Annotated in this window: 19 protein-coding genes; 14 read left to right on the forward strand and 5 right to left on the reverse strand. The window is 68.9% G+C overall.

Going from position 1 to position 17,821, the window contains the following annotated elements:
- Window positions 1-24: 24 nt before the first annotated feature.
- The 11 genes from AC1DHD_RS00620 to asd all read left to right on the forward strand — a co-directional run bounded on the left by AC1DHD_RS00620 (window position 25) and on the right by asd (window position 10,582).
- On the forward strand, window positions 25-2,289 hold the full coding sequence (locus AC1DHD_RS00620) for an RNA degradosome polyphosphate kinase (protein ID WP_476877818.1): 2,265 nt from the start codon (window positions 25-27) through the stop codon (window positions 2,287-2,289).
- A gap of 11 nt (window positions 2,290-2,300) precedes the next feature.
- Window positions 2,301-3,266 (forward strand): NUDIX hydrolase, encoded by a 966-nt coding sequence (locus tag AC1DHD_RS00625; RefSeq protein ID WP_476877819.1) that lies wholly within the window; start codon window positions 2,301-2,303, stop codon window positions 3,264-3,266.
- A gap of 75 nt (window positions 3,267-3,341) precedes the next feature.
- Window positions 3,342-5,000, forward strand: a complete 1,659-nt coding sequence (locus tag AC1DHD_RS00630; protein WP_476877820.1) for a hypothetical protein — start codon at window positions 3,342-3,344, stop codon at window positions 4,998-5,000.
- Entirely contained in the window at window positions 4,997-5,422 is a 426-nt protein-coding gene (locus AC1DHD_RS00635; RefSeq protein WP_476877821.1) for a GntR family transcriptional regulator, read from the forward strand. The genes AC1DHD_RS00630 and AC1DHD_RS00635 overlap by 4 nt, the downstream gene beginning before the upstream one ends.
- 9 nt (window positions 5,423-5,431) lie before the next feature.
- A complete protein-coding gene (locus AC1DHD_RS00640; protein WP_476877822.1) occupies window positions 5,432-6,235 on the forward strand; it encodes a thymidylate synthase in 804 nt (267 codons plus the stop codon).
- A complete protein-coding gene (locus AC1DHD_RS00645; protein ID WP_476877823.1) occupies window positions 6,232-6,816 on the forward strand; it encodes a dihydrofolate reductase in 585 nt (194 codons plus the stop codon). The genes AC1DHD_RS00640 and AC1DHD_RS00645 overlap by 4 nt, the downstream gene beginning before the upstream one ends.
- Window positions 6,816-7,034, forward strand: a complete 219-nt coding sequence (locus tag AC1DHD_RS00650) for an NF038396 family protein (protein ID WP_476877824.1) — start codon at window positions 6,816-6,818, stop codon at window positions 7,032-7,034. Before AC1DHD_RS00645 ends, AC1DHD_RS00650 begins: the two co-directional genes overlap by 1 nt.
- A 186-nt stretch (window positions 7,035-7,220) precedes the next feature.
- Complete coding sequence (locus tag AC1DHD_RS00655; RefSeq protein ID WP_476877825.1) at window positions 7,221-8,309, forward strand: WXG100 family type VII secretion target; 1,089 nt, start codon at window positions 7,221-7,223, stop codon at window positions 8,307-8,309.
- Between the two features lie 15 nt (window positions 8,310-8,324).
- Entirely contained in the window at window positions 8,325-8,978 is a 654-nt protein-coding gene (locus AC1DHD_RS00660; RefSeq protein WP_476877826.1) for a hypothetical protein, read from the forward strand.
- A gap of 55 nt (window positions 8,979-9,033) precedes the next feature.
- Window positions 9,034-9,366, forward strand: coding sequence for a hypothetical protein (locus AC1DHD_RS00665; RefSeq protein WP_476877827.1), 333 nt, complete (start codon window positions 9,034-9,036; stop codon window positions 9,364-9,366).
- 73 nt (window positions 9,367-9,439) lie between these two features.
- Window positions 9,440-10,582, forward strand: coding sequence for an aspartate-semialdehyde dehydrogenase (gene asd / locus AC1DHD_RS00670; protein ID WP_476877828.1), 1,143 nt, complete (start codon window positions 9,440-9,442; stop codon window positions 10,580-10,582).
- Here asd and AC1DHD_RS00675 read toward each other — a convergent pair.
- Window positions 10,579-11,697 (reverse strand): winged helix DNA-binding domain-containing protein, encoded by a 1,119-nt coding sequence (locus tag AC1DHD_RS00675; RefSeq protein WP_476877829.1) that lies wholly within the window; start codon window positions 11,695-11,697, stop codon window positions 10,579-10,581. The two genes, asd and AC1DHD_RS00675, sit on opposite strands and share 4 nt — an antisense overlap.
- A 150-nt stretch (window positions 11,698-11,847) precedes the next feature.
- Here AC1DHD_RS00675 and AC1DHD_RS00680 point away from each other — a divergent pair, with 150 nt between their 5' ends.
- Complete coding sequence (locus tag AC1DHD_RS00680; RefSeq protein WP_476877830.1) at window positions 11,848-12,360, forward strand: hypothetical protein; 513 nt, start codon at window positions 11,848-11,850, stop codon at window positions 12,358-12,360.
- Between the two features lie 49 nt (window positions 12,361-12,409).
- Here the strand turns inward: AC1DHD_RS00680 and AC1DHD_RS00685 are convergent, their stop codons facing one another.
- The 4 genes from AC1DHD_RS00685 to AC1DHD_RS00700 are packed head-to-tail and all read right to left on the reverse strand — an operon-like array spanning window position 12,410 to window position 15,730.
- Entirely contained in the window at window positions 12,410-13,477 is a 1,068-nt protein-coding gene (locus tag AC1DHD_RS00685) for a UDP-N-acetylmuramate dehydrogenase (RefSeq protein ID WP_476877831.1), read from the reverse strand.
- Between the two features lie 52 nt (window positions 13,478-13,529).
- On the reverse strand, window positions 13,530-14,801 hold the full coding sequence (locus AC1DHD_RS00690) for an MFS transporter (RefSeq protein WP_476877832.1): 1,272 nt from the start codon (window positions 14,799-14,801) through the stop codon (window positions 13,530-13,532).
- A gap of 21 nt (window positions 14,802-14,822) precedes the next feature.
- Window positions 14,823-15,260 carry a MaoC family dehydratase gene (locus tag AC1DHD_RS00695; protein ID WP_476877833.1) on the reverse strand — a complete coding sequence of 146 codons (438 nt, stop codon included), beginning with the start codon at window positions 15,258-15,260 and terminating at the stop codon, window positions 14,823-14,825.
- Window positions 15,261-15,262: 2 nt separating this feature from the next.
- Window positions 15,263-15,730: an FAS1-like dehydratase domain-containing protein gene (locus AC1DHD_RS00700; RefSeq protein ID WP_476877834.1), complete on the reverse strand. Its 468-nt coding sequence runs from the start codon at window positions 15,728-15,730 to the stop codon at window positions 15,263-15,265.
- 157 nt (window positions 15,731-15,887) lie between these two features.
- On the opposite strand from AC1DHD_RS00700, the gene AC1DHD_RS00705 reads away from it, so the two are divergent.
- Both AC1DHD_RS00705 and AC1DHD_RS00710 read left to right on the forward strand, forming a co-directional pair.
- Window positions 15,888-16,265, forward strand: coding sequence for an ArsR/SmtB family transcription factor (locus tag AC1DHD_RS00705; protein WP_476877835.1), 378 nt, complete (start codon window positions 15,888-15,890; stop codon window positions 16,263-16,265).
- Window positions 16,262-17,821: SulP family inorganic anion transporter (locus tag AC1DHD_RS00710; protein WP_476877836.1), on the forward strand; the 1,560-nt coding region annotated here is incomplete at its 3' end. The genes AC1DHD_RS00705 and AC1DHD_RS00710, both read left to right, overlap by 4 nt.

Genomic DNA, 17,821 nt, shown 5'->3' on the forward strand with positions numbered 1-17,821 from the left:
ATCGCGCCAGCATTAGGAGAGACCATGCAACGGGAATCTGCCCGGACAGCCACGTCTGAAGCCGCTACGCGGGACAAAGCTGCGCGTCCTGTGCGTGCGCGGTTCGGTTCCTCCGAAGTGCCCGCCTCACGCGCCACCCAGGACCGGATCGACATCCCGGAGTTCGCCCCGAACCTGGAACCGGAAGGTGACATCAGCCCGGACCGATTCCTGGACCGGGAGCTGAGCTGGCTCGCGTTTAACTCGCGTGTGCTGGAACTCGCCGAGGACCCCAACCTGCACCTGCTCGAACGCGTCGGCTTCCTGTCCATTTTCGCGTCCAACCTCGATGAGTTCTTTATGGTCCGCGTGGCCGGCCTGAAGCGCCGCATCGCCACTGGCCTCGCCGTGCCCTCCCCCGCCGGCCAGAGCCCGATGCAGGTCCTCGAGCAGATCGGCGAGGCCGCACACCGGCTCGCGCAGCGGCACGCCCGCGTCTACGCCGAACAGATCCGCCCGGCGCTGGCCTACGAACACATCCACCTGATGCACTGGGAAGAACTCGACGACCAGGCCAAGGACCAGCTCAGCGCCATGTTCGCGGAGAAGGTCTTCCCAATCCTGACCCCGCTGGCCGTGGATCCGGCCCACCCGTTCCCGTACATTTCCGGGCTCTCGCTGAACCTCGCCGTGGTGGTCCGCAACCCGGTCAGCGACAAAGAGCTCTTCGCCCGCGTCAAGGTCCCGGACCAGCTTCCCCGGCTGATCTCCATCGACGGCCCGCGCGCCGGCTCCGTCCCCGGCCGGGTGGCACGCTTCATCGCCCTCGAGGAAGTCATCGCGGTCCACCTGGACCAGCTTTTCGCCGGTATGGAGGTCCTGGAGCACCACACGTTCCGAGTGACCCGCAACGAGGACGTCGAGGTTGAAGAGGACGACGCCGAGAACCTGCTGCAGGCGCTGGAAAAGGAACTGCTGCGGCGCCGTTTCGGGCCGCCGGTGCGCCTTGAGGTCACCAACGACATCAACCCCAACATCCGGGCGCTGCTGATCCGGGAGCTCGGCGTCGAGGAATCCGAGGTCTATTCCGTGCCGGCCCCGCTGGACCTGCGCGGCCTCTCCGTCATCGCCGGGATCGACCGCGCGGACCTGCACTACCCCAAGCACGTGCCGCACACCTCCCGGTACCTCAACGAGTCGGAGACCTCGAAGGCCGCCAACGTCTTCGCGGCCATGCGGCGGCGGGACATCCTGCTGCACCACCCCTACGATTCCTTCTCCACCTCGGTGCAGGCCTTCCTTGAACAGGCCGCCGCGGACCCGAAAGTGCAGGCCATCAAGCAGACCCTGTACCGCACCTCCGGCGACTCGCCGATCGTGGACGCCCTGATCGACGCCGCCGAGGCCGGCAAGCAGGTACTGGCCCTCGTGGAGATCAAGGCCCGCTTCGACGAGCAGGCCAACATCTCCTGGGCCCGGAAACTGGAGCAGGCCGGCGTGCACGTGGTGTACGGCATCGTGGGCCTCAAGACCCACTGCAAGCTCTCCCTCGTGGTGCGCCAGGAAGTGGACGGGCTCCGCCGCTACTGCCACATCGGCACGGGCAACTACCACCCGCGGACGGCCCGCTACTACGAGGACCTCGGCCTGCTGACCGCCAACGAGCAGGTGGGCGAGGACCTGTCCAGGCTCTTCAACCAGCTCTCGGGCTACGCGCCCAAGTCCACGTTCAAGCGCCTGCTGGTGGCGCCACGGTCCGTGCGTTCGGGCCTGATCGACCGGATTGAAACGGAAATCAGGAACGCCCGCGCCGGCATCGCCGCCCGCGTCCAGATCAAGGTGAACTCGATGGTGGACGAAGCCATCATCGATTCGCTGTACCGCGCCTCGCAGGCCGGGGTGCAGGTGGACGTTATTGTCCGCGGCATCTGCTCGCTGCGCCCCGGCGTGCCCGGACTGAGCGAGAACATCACCGTCCGGTCGATCCTGGGCCGGTTCCTGGAGCACTCCCGCGTCTTCGCGTTCGCCAACGCCGGCGATCCCGTGGTCTATATCGGCTCGGCCGACATGATGCACCGCAACCTCGACCGGCGGGTCGAGGCACTGGTGCAGCTGAGCAGCGGCGATGACACCACCTACGTGCTCGACATGCTGCGCCGCTACATGGACCCGGGCACCGCCAGCTGGCACCTGGACCGCAGCGGCGAGTGGATCCGGCACCACCTCGCCGAAGACGGGACCGCCCTGCAGGACGTCCAGTCGTGGCTGCTCGCATCGCGTTCGCGGCAGCGCCCGGCGAGCCTGCGCTGAGGCCGCCGGTTGTGAGCAGCGATTCCCTGGTCGCGGACCAGACCGACCATCCGGGTGAGCCGATCGCCGTCGTCGCGGCCGGTGCCCTGCCGTGGCGGGTCAACAAGGACAAGCTTGAGGTCCTGCTGATCCACCGTCCCCGTTACGACGACTGGTCGTGGCCCAAAGGCAAAATCGACCCCGGAGAGACCATTCCGGAATGCGCGGCCCGCGAGGTCGAGGAGGAAATCGGCCTCAAGGCGCCCCTCGGCATCCCGCTGCCGCCTATCCACTACCACGTGGCGGCCGGCCTGAAGGTGGTGCACTACTGGGCTGTCGACGTCGACGGCGCCGCGCTCCGGCCGGACGGCAAGGAGGTGGACAGCGTGATGTGGTGCGCCCCGGAAAAGGCTGCCGCCCTGCTGAGCAACCCCGGCGACCGTGCCCCGCTGGAGCACCTTGAGGCCGCCCATGCCCGCGGCGAACTGGATACCTGGCCGCTGCTGGTGGTGCGCCACGCCAAAGCCAAGCCCCGTTCCTCGTGGTCCAAGGCCGAGGGCGACCGTCCGCTGGCCGCCACCGGCGCCCGCCAGGCCCAGGCGGTGGGGCGGCTGCTGCAGGCGTGGAGCCCGTCGCGGGTGGTGACTAGCCCGTGGCTGCGCTGCGTGGCCACGGTGGCGCCGTACGCCAAGGCCGTCGACGCCAAGGTCAAACTGCACGAGTCGCTGACGGAGCACCTKCACGGGCGGAGCCCGCATAAAACCGCCAACGTCGTCGAGTCGCTCTTCGACAAGGGCCGCGCGGTAGCTTTGTGCACCCACCGGCCGGCTCTGCCGACGGTGTTCGCACAACTGGGCAAGCACATGAACTCCCGGCTGCGGGCGGCATTGCCGGCCAACGACCCTTACCTCTCCCCGGGGGAAATCATCGTCTGCCACGTCACGCATTCCAAGGGCAAGGTGGTGGCGGTCGAGCAATTCCGGCCGTTCGACGACTAGGTCCTTGACCCCGGGCAGCGCCAGGCCTAGTTTGTATCAAGTACTTGGTACATAACTAAGAATCTTGGGGGATTCATGCCGGGCGAGTTCTATTTTCCGTCGGCGCTGCTGGTCGGCCCGATCATCGGCGCGGTGGTGGTCTACCTCCTGCTCCGCTGGGTGGTCTGGGCGCCGGACACCGGGACGTCGCCGACGTCGGTCTCGCAGCATGCCCTCTGGGTGGGCGTCATCGGCTGGATGGCGAGCTCGCTGCAGGGGTCGATGAATCTCGGCATCATCCCCGCCAACCCCTCCGCCGGCAGCGTCCTGACAACCACTTGGGCGATCCTCCCCGCTCTGGCCTGGCCAGTGCTGGGATGCCTGGGGGTGCACGCGATTGGCCAGTTCAGCTATCCAGGGCCGCGGCGGTCGCGGCGGCAGACCGTGTTGTCGGTCCGGCGGATCCGGGACTTCCTGCCGCGCCGGCTCGCGGTGGCCACCGCCGTCATCTTTGCCGCCGCAGGGGCCCTGATCGCGACGGCAGCCACGCTCCCCGGCTTCGCCCCGGTGCCGGCCACGATGGTGGTCGACGGGCCATACACCCGCCAGACGGGCGGGGCAGACGGCCGGATCCCTGGGGTGGAACTGGCCGCCTGGCTGGGCGGATCCTTGGCCGTCCTCACCGGGGGGACGCTGCTGGTGTTGTGGCTTATCGCCAGCCGCCGCCAACTCGAGGCCCTCGACGCCGCTGACAACGCCACGCTGCGCACCATCGCCATGAACCGTCTCCTCCGGACCGTCGCCACCATCGCCGCGGGCCTGGGCATCATCGCGGGGAACTTTGCGGCGCATCCGGACCCGGCGGCCGGTGTGATGTCCTGGGTCAACCCGGCAGGCCTCGGCGGCATCGCGGTGCTGCTGGTCATGTGGGGCTGGCGGCCGCCGGTGCTGGCTGCCGCCGGGCTGGGGCCACGAAACCGGCCGGTCGAAGGCCTCCAGACCGGTGGCCGGCACCCGGCGGCCCGGCTGGTCGCGTCGCTGGGCCCCCTACTGGGCCTCGCGGCCGCCGTGCCGCTTCTGGCGGGCGTGTTCATCGTTCCCGGGGTGACGGCCGCCGCGGCCGGTTTCGGGATGGCCGGCTTCGCTACCGTGATGGCGGCCACCGTCCTGGTGGTGGTTGCCGCCGGGGAACTGCTCCTCCAGCACAACTATGGCGACCCCCGGGCGCCGCGCGACTGGCCACGGCAGCCGGTCAGCCCCGCAATGCTGACCACCGGCGTCGTGGCCGTGCTGGTGCTGGCGGTGGCGCTGGGCGTTACCGCGGCGGGCCAGGCACGCCTGTACGGGAATGCGGACTGGGGCCCGCCGGCCCTGCTGGTTGCGGCCGGCGTCGTGGCTTCGGTGCCCGCTCTCCTGGCCGCACGATACCGCCGCGGAGTGCCGGACCTGGCCGTTGGCATGGACGCCGCGCTGCGAGCCGTCACCGTCCACCGGATCGTGCGGACGGTGGCGGCCCTGTTCCTCGCCCATGCCGCCGTGCTCCTGCTGAGCCAGGGCCCGGCCTGGGCTGCAGTTTTCGCGGCCGAATCCTTTGGCGAACCGCTTAACCCCGACGCCGGGTCGTGGTGGCCGGCCACCCTCGCCGGTGCGGTCCTCGGAACCGCGGCCACCGTCGTCGCCCTCATCCCCGTCACCGGCCCGGACCGCCTGCCGGCCAGGCCTGTGGCGCGGCGGGACAAAGAACCCGCGGCATGAGCGCTGGGATCACCGTCAACCTGCGATCCGCCACCCCGCCCTACGAGCAGATCCGGGGCCAGATCGCCGCCCTGGTTGCCGCCGGGGCGTTGCCGCCGGGAACCCGGCTGCCCGCGGTGCGGCGGCTCGCCGCGGACCTCGGTATCGCGGCCGGGACGGTGGCCCGCGCCTACAAGGAGCTGGAGCAGTCCGGGCTCCTGGAAACCGGCCGGCGCAACGGGACCAGGGTTGCCGCCGCGGCGGCTCTCCCCGCTCCGGCCGGCGGCCCGGCGTCGTCGGCCACCACGGAGGTCAGCGAGGCCGTCGACCGCCTGGTCGCGGCCGGCCGCCGCGCGGGGATGAACGACGGCGCCCTGCTGGCAGCAGTGCAGGCCAGGCTCGCCCTGCGAGACGGATACGGCCCCGGCGCGAGGACTCAGTAGACTGGAACGGTGAGCATCCCAACGCCCTACGAAGACCTCCTGCGCGATGTCCTGGAGCACGGCACGTACAAATCCGACCGCACCGGAACGGGCACACGCAGTGTGTTCGGCCGGCAGATGCGGTTCGACCTGGGCAGCAGTTTCCCGCTCATCACCACCAAGCGCGTCCACTTCAAATCCGTGGCTGTTGAGTTGCTGTGGTTCCTCCGCGGTGACAGCAACGTGAAGTGGATGCAGGACCAGGGCGTCACCATCTGGAATGAATGGGCAGGCGCCGACGGCGAACTCGGCCCGGTCTACGGTGTGCAGTGGCGCTCCTGGCCCACGCCTGACGGCGGCCACATCGACCAAATCGCGGAACTGGTGGAGAACCTCCAGGCCAACCCGGACTCGCGCCGCCACATTGTCTCCGCGTGGAACGTCGCCGAGCTGAAGAACATGGCCCTGCCGCCGTGCCACGCGTTCTTCCAGTTCTACGTCGCCGACGGCAAACTCTCCTGCCAGCTGTACCAGCGCTCCGCCGACACGTTCCTCGGCGTCCCCTTCAACATCGCCTCCTACGCCCTGCTGACCTGCATGCTGGCCCAGCAGACCGGGCTGGAACCGGGCGAGTTCGTCTGGACCGGCGGCGACGTCCACATCTACGAGAACCACCTCGACCAGGTCCTCACCCAGCTGCGCCGTGAGCCCTACGAGTACCCGCAGCTGAAGATCACCCGCAAGCCGGACTCCATCTTCGACTACACCCTCGAGGACTTCGAGGTGGTCGGCTACCAGCACCATCCCACGATTAAGGCCCCGATAGCAGTATGAGCAACGCAACCAGCGAACCCACCCAGTTCACCGAACAACTGCGCGGCTCCGTGACCGGGCTTGGCCTGGTGTGGGCACAGAGCAGCACCGGCGTCATCGGCCAGGCCGGGGCCATGCCGTGGCACCTGCCCGAGGACATGGCGCACTTCAGCCGGCTCACCACGGGGCACCCCGTCATCATGGGCCGTAAGACCTGGGAATCCTTCCCCGACAAGTACCGGCCGCTGCCGGGCCGGACAAACATCGTCATCACAAGGACGGAAAACTGGGGAACGACCCCGGATGCCGCGGGGGCCCAGACGGTCAAATCCCTCGACGATGCGCTGCTGGAATCCCAGTTCGCGCCGGGCCAGGAGATGGTCTGGATCATCGGCGGCGGCGAGATCTTCAACCAGTCGGTTGACCTTGCCGACCTCGCCGTCGTCACCACGATCGACACCGCCGCCGAGGGTGATACCTTCGCGCCGGAACTCGGCTACGAATGGACCGCATCCGCCAGCCTCCCGCCGGACGGGTGGCTGACCGCTGCGAACGGCACGCGCTACCGCATCACCCTCTGGCGCCGGACGGAGTCCAACTGATGTTGCGCAAGCCCGAAACCCTCTTCGTCCTGGGCTACATGCTGCTGCCGTTGTTGGCGCTGCTGTCCGCGATCGTGGGGCTGACCATGATCCTCGGCGGCAACAAGATCGCCGGCGCCATTGTGCTGGTCATCGTCACCCAGATCTTCGCCTTCGGCGCCGTGTACGCCCTGCGGCGGCGCAAGAGCGCACTGCTGGCAGAGTCCGACGGCGAGTAGCGGCGACGGCGGCCGGTCCAGGGCCGCGGCCTCAGCGACCGTATGGGGAGATCACCCCATCGCGCCATCACGGCGGCCGGGTTAGATTGGGGCCGGTCAGAATAATGGCCCGAGTGCGTTTGCTCAGAATGCACGAGGTCTTGGCGGCGGCCCGTTAGGCTGTTGCCCGTGAAGGGGGATGCCACCATGGCAGGAAACTTGTGGGGCGCTGACGTCGCGCAGTTGCGGATGCTGGCGCAAAATTTCGGCCAGACGTCGGAGACATTGCTGCAGCAGTCGACCGCCCTGACGTCGGCCATCAACAACAACACGTCGTGGAAGGGCGCCGACAGTGCCCGGTTCACCTCGGACTGGAACGGCAGCCACCGCGCCATCATCCAGCAGACCGCCCGGGCCCTCAAACAGGAATCCCGGCGGCTCATGACCCAGGCCGACGAGCAGGAGAAGGCCAGCAACGCCGCTCCGGGCTCCGGCGGCGGTCCGCTGGGGCCTCTGGGCCACGGGGCCGGGGCGTGGGCGGCGGCCGGCGGCATACTGGCCGGCGGCGTCGCGGGCATCAAGGGGTTTATGGGGGTCCAGAAGAACATCAAAGCCCCCCTCACCCTGGCCAAGACGGTGGGCCAGTACGGCTGGGTGCTGAAGAACCAGCGTGAGGACCTGGTCAAGGCGCTCTTCACCAAGGGCCGGCACAGGCTAGGCGGCCCGGGCTTCGAGATGCGCAACCTCTGGCAGACCACCGCGGGGAATAAGACCCTCGAGGGGCTGCTCAAAGATTCGTCCAAGGCGAGCCGCACCCTGAACGCCATCGACAAGGCTTCGGATGCCGCGTCGTTGAAAAACCTTAACAGCTTCATCAAGCCGCTGGACAAGCTCGGCGGCCTGGTCGCCGAGAAACCCTGGCTTGGCGCCGGGAAGAGCTGGGAGTGGCTGGGCAAATCCGGCATCGCGCGCGGACTCGGCTGGGCCGGAGTCGGTTTCAACACTTTTGACTCCGTCTCCAAGTTCGCCGACGGCGACATCAAGGGCGGCGCGTTCAGCGCCGGCAAAGCCGCACTCGGTGTGGGCTGCTTCCTACCGCCTCCCGTCGGGACCGTCTGCCAGGTYGCCAGCGTGGGAATCGCTGTCTACGAAAACTGGGGCACCATCACCAGCGTGGGCAAGGACATCGGCGAGGGTGTGGTCAACGCCGTGAAGGATCCCGGCAAGTTCGTCAGCGACACCGCCAACAACGTCAAGGATGCAGGAAAGTCCGTGGCCAAGTTCTTCGGCTTTTGAGATTAGGAGACCCAGATGACCGTCCAGCACGAAATGACCCAGGAACCACGCCTCGGCGTCGATGTCATTGGCTTTGGCGTGGGCGAACTCGCCTACCTGCTCAACGTCTTTGAGGGCCCGGCCCGTGACCGCTCCGTCAGTGTTTTCCGGGCTGAGGAGCTCGTCGAGGACTCCACCCTGAACACCGCCGGCGCGTCATCCCTTCTGGCCCGGGATCTCGCCCTCGTCTCCGACGACGACGAGCTCGGGGTCAAGGGGGTGGCCGCCGCCGTCGCGACCGCCTTGGGCCAAGCGACGCGCTGGACCGAAATATCGCTGCTGACCGAGGACAGCATGGATAACGTGGTGCTGCTCGAGGCCCCGGACGTGTCCCTGATGCTTCAGCCCCGCGCCCTGGGCACCTGGTTCGCCTTCGCCCAGGACCCCACCATCAGCTCCGCGGAGGCCAGCCTCCGAGTGCTCCGGCAGCACATCGACGAACACCCGGGCGGCACGGCGTATCTGGTGTTCAAGACGCTCCAGGACGAGAAGCACCTGCTGATCCGCCGCGACGGTGACAGCTGGGCAACCGGGGTGCCCGACTTCGCCACCGACGAGGTCGCCGAGAGTGCTCCGCTGGACGACGCAGGCGTGCTTGCTGCCATCAAGGAGTCCCGTGGGGAGGCGTGACCGGGACGTCCCCCAGGAGCCTGGTTACACGGCGCCGCCGCCTCCGGAGACGCCCATGAAGCACCGCCTGGCCGAGAACGGCGAGATCGTCAGCTATACCGACGAGGAATACGGGGTCCGCAAGGACGACGGTCTCGGCGTGATCAAGCCGGTGAACTCCTCCGGCGGACTGCTTTTCCTGTCCACACTGATCACGGCCCTGTTCGGGCTGATGCTCTACGGCGTGGTCCAGATGGCCCTCACCGACCAGTGGCACATCATGGGCGAGATTTGGTGGATGTACGTGCTGGTCCTCATTCCGCTGTTCGCCGGCTGGGCCGGGTATTTCAAGGAACGCCGGGCCGAGAAGCTGCGGGCTGCCCGGAATCTTCCCCGGCCGGCCGAGTAACCACCTGGCGGTCCGCGCCGTGGCGTGACGTAACCGACTGCGGCCGGGCCGCCGCGAAGTCTAAACTGGCCCAATGACTACAGCAGCTACCCCGTCCGTCGGACTGGTCGGTTGGCGTGGCATGGTCGGCTCCGTCCTGATGCAGCGCATGCAGGACGAGGGCGACTTCGCCAACATCAACCCGGTCTTCTTCTCCACCTCGAACGCCGGAGGCGCCGCCCCGGACATCGCCGGCGCTGCTGCCGGTGCGGCCGGCAAGCTCGAGGACGCGTTCGACGTCGAAACGCTGGCGAAGCTGCCGATCATCGTGACTGCCCAGGGCGGGGATTACACCAAGCAGGTGCACACCCAGCTGCGGGACCGGGGCTGGGACGGCCTGTGGATCGACGCGGCGTCCACGCTGCGCATGAACGACGACTCGATCATCGTGCTGGATCCGATCAACCGCGACGCCATCGACGCCGGCCTCTCCGGCGGGGTGAAGGACTACATCGGCGGCAACTGCACTGTCTCCTGCATGCTGATGGGCCTCGGCGGCCTGTTCAAGAACGGCCTGGTGGAGTGGGGCACGTCCATGACCTACCAGGCAGCCTCCGGCGGCGGCGCCCGGCACATGCGCGAACTGCTGAGCCAGTTCGGCACGCTCAACGCCGAGGTCAGCAGTGAATTGGACGACCCGGCGTCGGCCATCCTGGAAATCGACCGGAAGGTCCTGGCGCACCAGCGCACCGCGATCGACGCGACCCAGTTCGGTGTTCCCCTGGCGGGCTCGCTGATCCCGTGGATCGATGCGGACCTCGGCAACGGCCAGTCCAAGGAAGAGTGGAAGGCCGGGGTGGAGACCAACAAGATCCTGGGCACCACCGGGGCTGACCGCGTCATCATGGACGGCCTGTGTGTCCGGATCGGCGCCATGCGGTCCCACTCGCAGGCGCTCACCCTCAAGCTCCGTGAAGACCTCTCCGTCGCCGAGATCGAGAAAATTGTGGATGCGGACAACGAGTGGGCTTCCGTGGTGCCMAACACCAAGGAAGCCTCCATGGCGGATCTCACCCCGGTGGCAGCCTCCGGCACCCTGGACATCCCGGTGGGCCGGATCCGCAAGCTCGAAATGGGCCCGGAGTACATCAGCGCCTTCACGGTCGGCGACCAGCTCCTGTGGGGCGCGGCCGAACCCCTGCGGCGCATGCTCAAGATCGCTACCGGCAACCTCTAGGGCGCCCCCTCCCCCAGGAACCGCCGGTACTTCGCGGCCTGCAGCTCAAAGGATCGACGGGCCGCAGGCCGCAGGCCGTTAACGGCGTCGAACGGTTCCGGCACCACCGTCCGGCCGCGGGCATTTCCGGGCGCCGACCAGGTGCCGACGACGGCGCCGCCGGCCACGATAGTCTTCTTGAAAACACCGTTGCCGCCGGGGACAATCCTGTCCGCGTGTTCCGCGGCCAGCGCCACGGACCGGTCCATGTATCCCAGGAGGAACTCATCGAACCCCGGCAGCGCCAGTACGGAGCGCTGGCCGGGGACGGCGGCGTCGTCGAGCAGTGCTGCCGTCTCCGGCGAGAGCCAGTACTGTGTCCCGTCGAACTCCAGGCAGACCAGCTGGTCGCGGACGGCGGCCAGCGCCGCGCGGGTTTCGGTCAGGGGTATGCCGGACCACCAGGCGAAATCCCGTTCCGTGGCAGGGCCGTGGCTCCTGAAGTAGCGCAGCAGCCACTCGGCGACGCCTTCCGCGCGCTCCAGCTGGCGGGACTCCTTGACCCAGTCATCAAAGGCCACCACCAGCTGCTGGTTGCCTGCCAGGGGGCCCTGCACCAGCCACCCCTGCTGGCAGAGCATGGCCAGCAGGTGGATGCCGCGCTGGCCCGCCGTGGACTGCCCCGCCCGCTCGAAGACCTCGAAGAGCCCGGCCCGGCTGACCGCGGCCCCGCCGGTGACCCGGTCCAGCGCTGCTGCCGCTGCGGCGTCCACATCAGCGGCGGTGATTTCCAGCTCTCGGTGCCGCCCGGCCAGGCTTTTGATCAGGCGGCCCGAGGTTATCTCGAGGATCCATTTCAGATCCTCCGGTGCCAGCAGGTGGAGGGTGCCGCGCATCGGCCACGACCGGACTATCGTGCCGCCGTCCAGCGCCGCGMGGACATCGGCGATGCGCGAGCCCGGCGCACGCTGCCCCACCGCCCACAGCGCGGCCTGCAGGTCCTGCGCCTGCATGGCGGTCATGGCCCGGACCGCGGCCTCGACGGACCCGAAGCCGGGGCCGGACAATCCCTGCGAGACCAGCCGGAGCCGGCCCATAACACCCCGGCTCAAACGTGTGCGCACCACTGCTGCCATGCCATCATCCTAGGGCCGGGGTCCGACACTGCGGACGGATGGCGGCCGCAACCGGCCCGGCAGCTAGGCCTGCGTCCCGGTTTCCGCCGCAAGTTCCAGTGCCCAGTGCCCTCCCAGCCTGCGCCCAGCCGCGTTGATTAAAGTGGATGCATGACTTTGGGAGATGTGTGGCCGCTGCTGCGGCCCGTGTGCAGGAGGCTCGCCCTGCTGGGCTGGGCCTCCAGCGCCGCGGGCATGGCGGCCGGACTGGCCGTCGCGATCGCCAGCGGCACCCGCCTCTCCCCCATGATGACCACCTTCCAGCTGGTATCCACCGTGTGCATGGTGGTGGCAGTTGCCAGCTTTGTCACCGCAGCCATGATGCAGCGGCGGCCGGCGTCGCGGGACTCTGCGTTTCGGAATGGAGGGCGGCGGGACATCCCGCGGCGGGACACTGACGTGGACCCCGGCGCCGAGTTCCCGGCCACAGTGCACAGCTTCCTGCTCGGGTCCTTGGCCCTGCTGGCCGGTGCCGTGGCGTTCGCCTGCGCCGGCCTCATGCTGCGAAGCGGCCCCAGCGCACAGTCGGTGGCGTTCTGCCAGGTATTCCTGTTGGGCGCCGCGGCGTCCGGATTCACCTTTATGCTCTTCAGCAAGGTAGCCCCGCGCCGCGGCAGGCACTGAACCCGGCGGCGGCCGGCGTCGGCGTCGGTGGCGACGACGGTGGCATGTCCTAGAGTCCTACCCCGATCAGCAGCGGCTCCGGGTGCAGTTCGATGCCAAACCGGTCCATGACGCCGCGGCGCACCTCGCGGGCGACCGCCAGCAGGTCAGCCGTGCTGGCGCCGCCGCGGTTGGTAATGGCGAGCGTGTGCTTGGTGGACAGTGAGGCTCGGCCGCCGGAGACGCTGTCGGGCTCAAGTCCGAATCCCTTGCCGAAGCCGGCCTTGTCGATCAGCCAGGCCGCGGAGAGCTTCGTCAGCCCGTCGCTGCCGCCCGGGTAGCGCGGGGCGTCGTCGGGCAGCGCAGCCGCCACCTCGGCCGGGACGATCGGGTTCGTGAAGAAGGACCCCGTGGAGTAGGTGTCGCGGTCTGCGGGATCCAGGACCATTCCCTTGGCGGCCCGGAGCCTGAGCACCTCGCGCCGGACATCGTTTGAGTAGGCGCGCTGGCCGGGTTCAACGCCGAGGGCACGGGCCAGCTCGGCGTAGCGGACCGGTGCACTCATCCGGCCCAGCGGGAGCTGGAATTCCACGGTGAGCACCACGTAGCGCGGGGACCCCTCCGTGGTGGCCTGCTTGAGGATGGAGTCGCGGTAACCGAACTTCAGCTCGGAGTTGGTGAAGGTCTGCACGGCGTTACGCTGCCGGTCCCAGGTCCGGACGGCGGCAATGGTCTGGGAGACGTCGGCACCGTAAGCACCGACGTTCTGCACCGGGGTGGCACCGGTGGCGCCGGGGATCCCGGACAGCGCCTCGACGCCGGACCAGGCGTGCTTCACGGCGTGCTCCACAAGGGCGTCCCAGTTATGGCCGGCCTGGACCACCACGGCGACGCCGCCGCAGGAGTCCTCCGCGTTGACGGTGAAACCCTCTGACGCGATCTTCAGGACCGTGCCGGGGAACCCGTCGTCGCCGACCAGCAGGTTGGAGCCGCCGCCGATGATCAGCAGCGGCTCGTCGGCGTCGTCGGCTGCCCGGACAGCGTCGATGATCTCCGGCTCGGTCCGGGCTTCGACGTAGTTCGCGGCCGGGCCGCCGACGCCGGCCGTGGTCAGGGCGGAAAGCAGAGTTTGGGTCACCCCTCCAGCCTAGCCGGGTTCGGTGCGCGCCCGGAAAGGCGATGGGTGGGCCCTACGTGGCTTTGCGGGCCACCGGGGAGAGCAGGAAGCTGACCACCAGCATCACCATAACGGCCAGCAGTGAGTGCAGGATACCGACGTGCTCGGCCAGCAGGCCCAGCAGCGGTGGACCGCAGAGGAAAGCCCCGTAGCCGATGGTGGACACCACCGAGACACGCGCGGCGGCCTTGAGGGGGTCGTCCGCGGCAGCGGACATGCCAACCGGGAACCCCAGCGAGGCCCCAAGCCCCCAGACCGCGAGGGCGACGTACGCCAGCCAGGGAACCGGCGCGAAGACAAAGAGCGCCAGCCCGGCGACTGCCAGTGCCGCGCACCAACGCATCACCGGAACCCGGCCGTACCGGTCCAGGACCACGGTTCCGACAAACCGGCCCACGGTCATAAACGTGACGAACAGGCCGTACCCGGCGGCCCCGGCGGCGTCGGACTGGCCGTGGCCGTCGGCCAGCGCCAACGCGACCCAGTCCCCGGCCGCGCCCTCGGCCAGCGCGAGCCCCAGGACCAGGACGCCGAGGAGCAGGGTCCGGCGGTCCCGCCAGGCCTGAGCGATCTGCCGCTTGTTATCTAGCGGCGCCTCGGGGCCCGGGCTTGCCTGGCTGATGATGGGCAGCGGGCCGGTGGACGGGTCCTCGAACGTGTCCGTGCCGGCCGGGGCGAAGGCTTCACCCTGCTCTACCGGTGTGATGTCGGCACGGAACCAGGCCGCGGCGGTGGCCACGGAGGCTGCCACCAGCAGGCCGACGGCGGCCAGGTGCCAGAACACGGGGATACCCGCGCCCGCGGCCCAGGCGCCCGCTCCGGCGCCGGCGACGGTGCCGAGGCTGAACGCACCGTGCAGCCGGGGCATGATGTGCCGCCGCACGGCGCGTTCGACGGCGGCGCCTTCCACATTGGAGGCGGTGTTCCAGCTGGCGGTGCCGAGTCCCACCACCACGAGTCCGGCCGCAACCGCCAGCGGGTTGACCAGCACGGACGTCCCGAAGCCGGCAAGGACCAGGCCCGCGCCCACCATGATGCTGCCGATCCGGATGGTCTGCTTGGAGCCAAAGCGCAGCACGATCAGCCCGGACGCGGACACAGACACGAAGGAGCCGAGCGTCATACAGAGCAGGAGCAGCCCGACGTTGCCGGGCGTGAGGTCGAGCCCGTCACGGATGGCCGGCAGCCTCGAGACCCAGCTGGCGAAAGCTATCCCGCTGAACGCGTAGGCGGCCACCACGGCGTTGCGCCACCGCGTGACTTCGGCGGATTGTGGGGCGCGCACCCTCACGGCAGCATCATGGGCTCAGGCCAGCCTGACGACGGCCTGGGCCTTCATAAGGACTTTCTGCCCGCCCGCGACGACAGTGAGGTCAACCCGGACGGTGCCGGCGTCGGCGTCTAGCGCCCCCACGGCGCCGCTGACCTCGATCACCGCACCGGCGTCGTCGGAGCCCGTAGTGTCCGCCACCGGGACCGGCTTGCTGAAGCGGGTCTGGAAATCGACGACGGCGGCCGGGTCGCCGGCCCAGTCGGTCACCAGCTGGACGGCGGCACCCATGGTGAACATACCGTGCGCGATCACGCCGGGCAGGCCGACGCCGGTGGCGAAGTCGCTGTTCCAGTGGATCGGGTTGAAGTCCCCGGAGGCACCGGCGTACTTCACGAGGTCGGTGCGGGTGACCTCGATGGTGCGGCTGCCCACGGCCTGGCCGACGGTGAGTTCTGAAAGTGTGAGGCTCATGGTTACTGTCCCTCTCCGCGGACCAGGATGGATGAGGTGGTGGTGGCGACGGCGTCCCGGGCACCGGATTCCCCGCCGGTCGGGGCGAAGATCTCCGAACGGGTGGTGATCATGGCGCCTCCCCCCATGGCGCGGACGCCGTCGACGTGCAGTTCGGCCACGAGGCGGTCGCCGGCCACGATGGGCCGGTGGTGGACGAAGCGCTGGTCCGCGTGGACCACACGGGAAAAGTCGATGCCTGAATCCGGGTCCTCGATCAGCTGCGCGTCGGCGCGCTGCGCGACGATGATCGCGAACGTGGGCGGGGCGACGAGGTCCTGATGGCCGAGCGCCCGGGCGGCGTCCACGTCGAAGTGGGCGGGGTGCGTGGCCTTGACGGCGCGGGCGAACTCGCGGATCTTCTCGCGGCCGACGTCGTACACCTCTGCGGCAGGGTAACTGCGGCCCTGCAGGTCCGGATTGATAGTCATGGTTCCAGCCTAGCGCCCTGCCTTCGGATGGATTTCCGCGTTACACGCGGGGGCGGGGCGGGGTCTTGCATCCCAACGATATGATGGAAACATCATTTCATCAATCCGTGGTTCGGGTTTTCGCCGGACCGCCAGCCAGGAAGGGCGAAGGACCGCAGTGATTTCCTCCGCGCAGACCCCCTTGTACGAAATCAAGGCCAACTTGTTCAAGGCCCTCGCCCACCCGGCACGTATCCGGGTGCTGGAACTGCTGGCGGCAGCCCCGGACACCTCGGCGCAGGTCAGCTACCTGCTGGCCGAGACCGGACTGGAGGCCTCGCATCTTTCCCAGCATCTGGCCACGCTCCGTAGGCACGGTGTGGTGACCTCGGTCCGGACGGCCAACGCCGTGACCTACCGTCTGGCCCACCCGAAGGTCGCCGAGCTACTCGCCATCGCCAGGACCTTCCTGCTGGACAGCCTGGCGGATTCCGGCGAACAGCTCCGGCTGGCGCAGGAGTTGCCTGCCGCGCCCCTACCGGGTTCCGCATCATGACCGCCGCGACGGCGACCGGGCTGGCGCGGGGCACCCGGGGATCTCTCATCCGGCTCCTGCCCTCCCGCCGTGATTACGACGGGCTGCGGGGCTCGTGGCGGACGGACCTGCTCTCCGGCGTCACCGTGGGCATCGTTGCCCTGCCACTGGCCCTCGCCTTCGGAGTCAGTTCCGGCGTCGGCGCGGAGGCCGGGCTCATCACTGCGGTAGTAGCCGGACTGGTGGCTGCCGTCATGGGTGGCTCACACGTCCAGGTTTCCGGGCCCACCGGTGCCATGGTGGTGGTGCTGGCCCCCGTCGTCGCCGAGCACGGCACCGGCAGCATCGCTCTGGTATCCGTACTGGCAGGACTCCTGGTCATCATCCTCGGTATCAGCGGCCTGGGCCGGGCCGTCGCGTACATCCCATGGCCGGTCGTGGAGGGATTCACCCTTGGGATCGCCGCCATCATATTCCTCCAGCAGGTGCCAATGGCCACCGGCACAGCGGGGGTGCCCGGCCACAACACCGTGCTGGCCGCCGTCGAGAGCGCCACCAAAGCCACGGCGCCCGCCGTGCTGCAGACCCTGGCCGTCGTGGCAGGCGTCGCCGCAGTGATGATGTTGCTGCCCCGGCTGAACAAGGCCATCCCGGCCAGCCTGGCCGCGGTACTTCTGGCCACGGTGGCCGCCGAGCTCCTAAACCTGCCCATTCCGCGGATCGGCGCCCTGCCGCACTCCCTGGCCGCGCCGTCCCTGCCGGCGCTGGATCCTGCGTCCTTGCCCGGGTTGTTTGCGCCCGCCCTGTCCATCGCCACGCTCGCGGCCATCGAGTCCTTGTTGTCGGCCCGGGTGGCATCCGGCATGGTCGGCCCCGACGGCCGGCCCACCGGCACCTACAGCCCGGACCGCGAACTTACCGGCCAGGGCCTGGCGTCGGTGGCGGCGGGGTTCTTCGGCGGCATGCCAGCCACGGGGGCCATCGCCCGGACCGCCGTCAACGTCCGTGCCGGAGCGAAGACCCGCCTGGCTGCGGTGGTCCATGCCCTGGTGTTGCTGGCCATCATCTACCTCGCAGCAGGCCTGGTGGGCCGGATCCCACTGGCGGCACTGGCCGGAATCCTGATGGTCACGGCCACCCGCATGGTCTCCCGGCAGACCGTGGCTGCGGTGCTGCGCTCCACCCGCGCAGACGCCTTCGTCTTTGTCCTGACAGCGCTGATCACCGTGGCGTTCGACTTGATCGTCGCGATTGAGATCGGGCTGGTCGCGGCCGCCGTATTCACGCTGCGCAAGTTCGCCTCGCTCAGCGGCGTGCAGCGCGAAGACATCCCGGGACCGGCGGCACCTGGAGACGGACGCATTGCCGTCCTCCGGCTGGACGGTGCCATGTTTTTCGGGGCAGCGGAGCGCGTCCTGCAGGAGATCAGCCAGGTCAAGAACATCCAGGTGGCAGTCATCCGGCTCTCCCAAGTCCGGATGCTCGACGCGACCGGGGCGCACACACTGGTGGACGTCATCTCGGCCCTTGAATTGCGCGGCGTCACCGTCCTGCTCAAGGGTGTCCAACCGCAGCAC

Source organism: Arthrobacter sp. 05L45_2 (genome assembly GCF_056397525.1).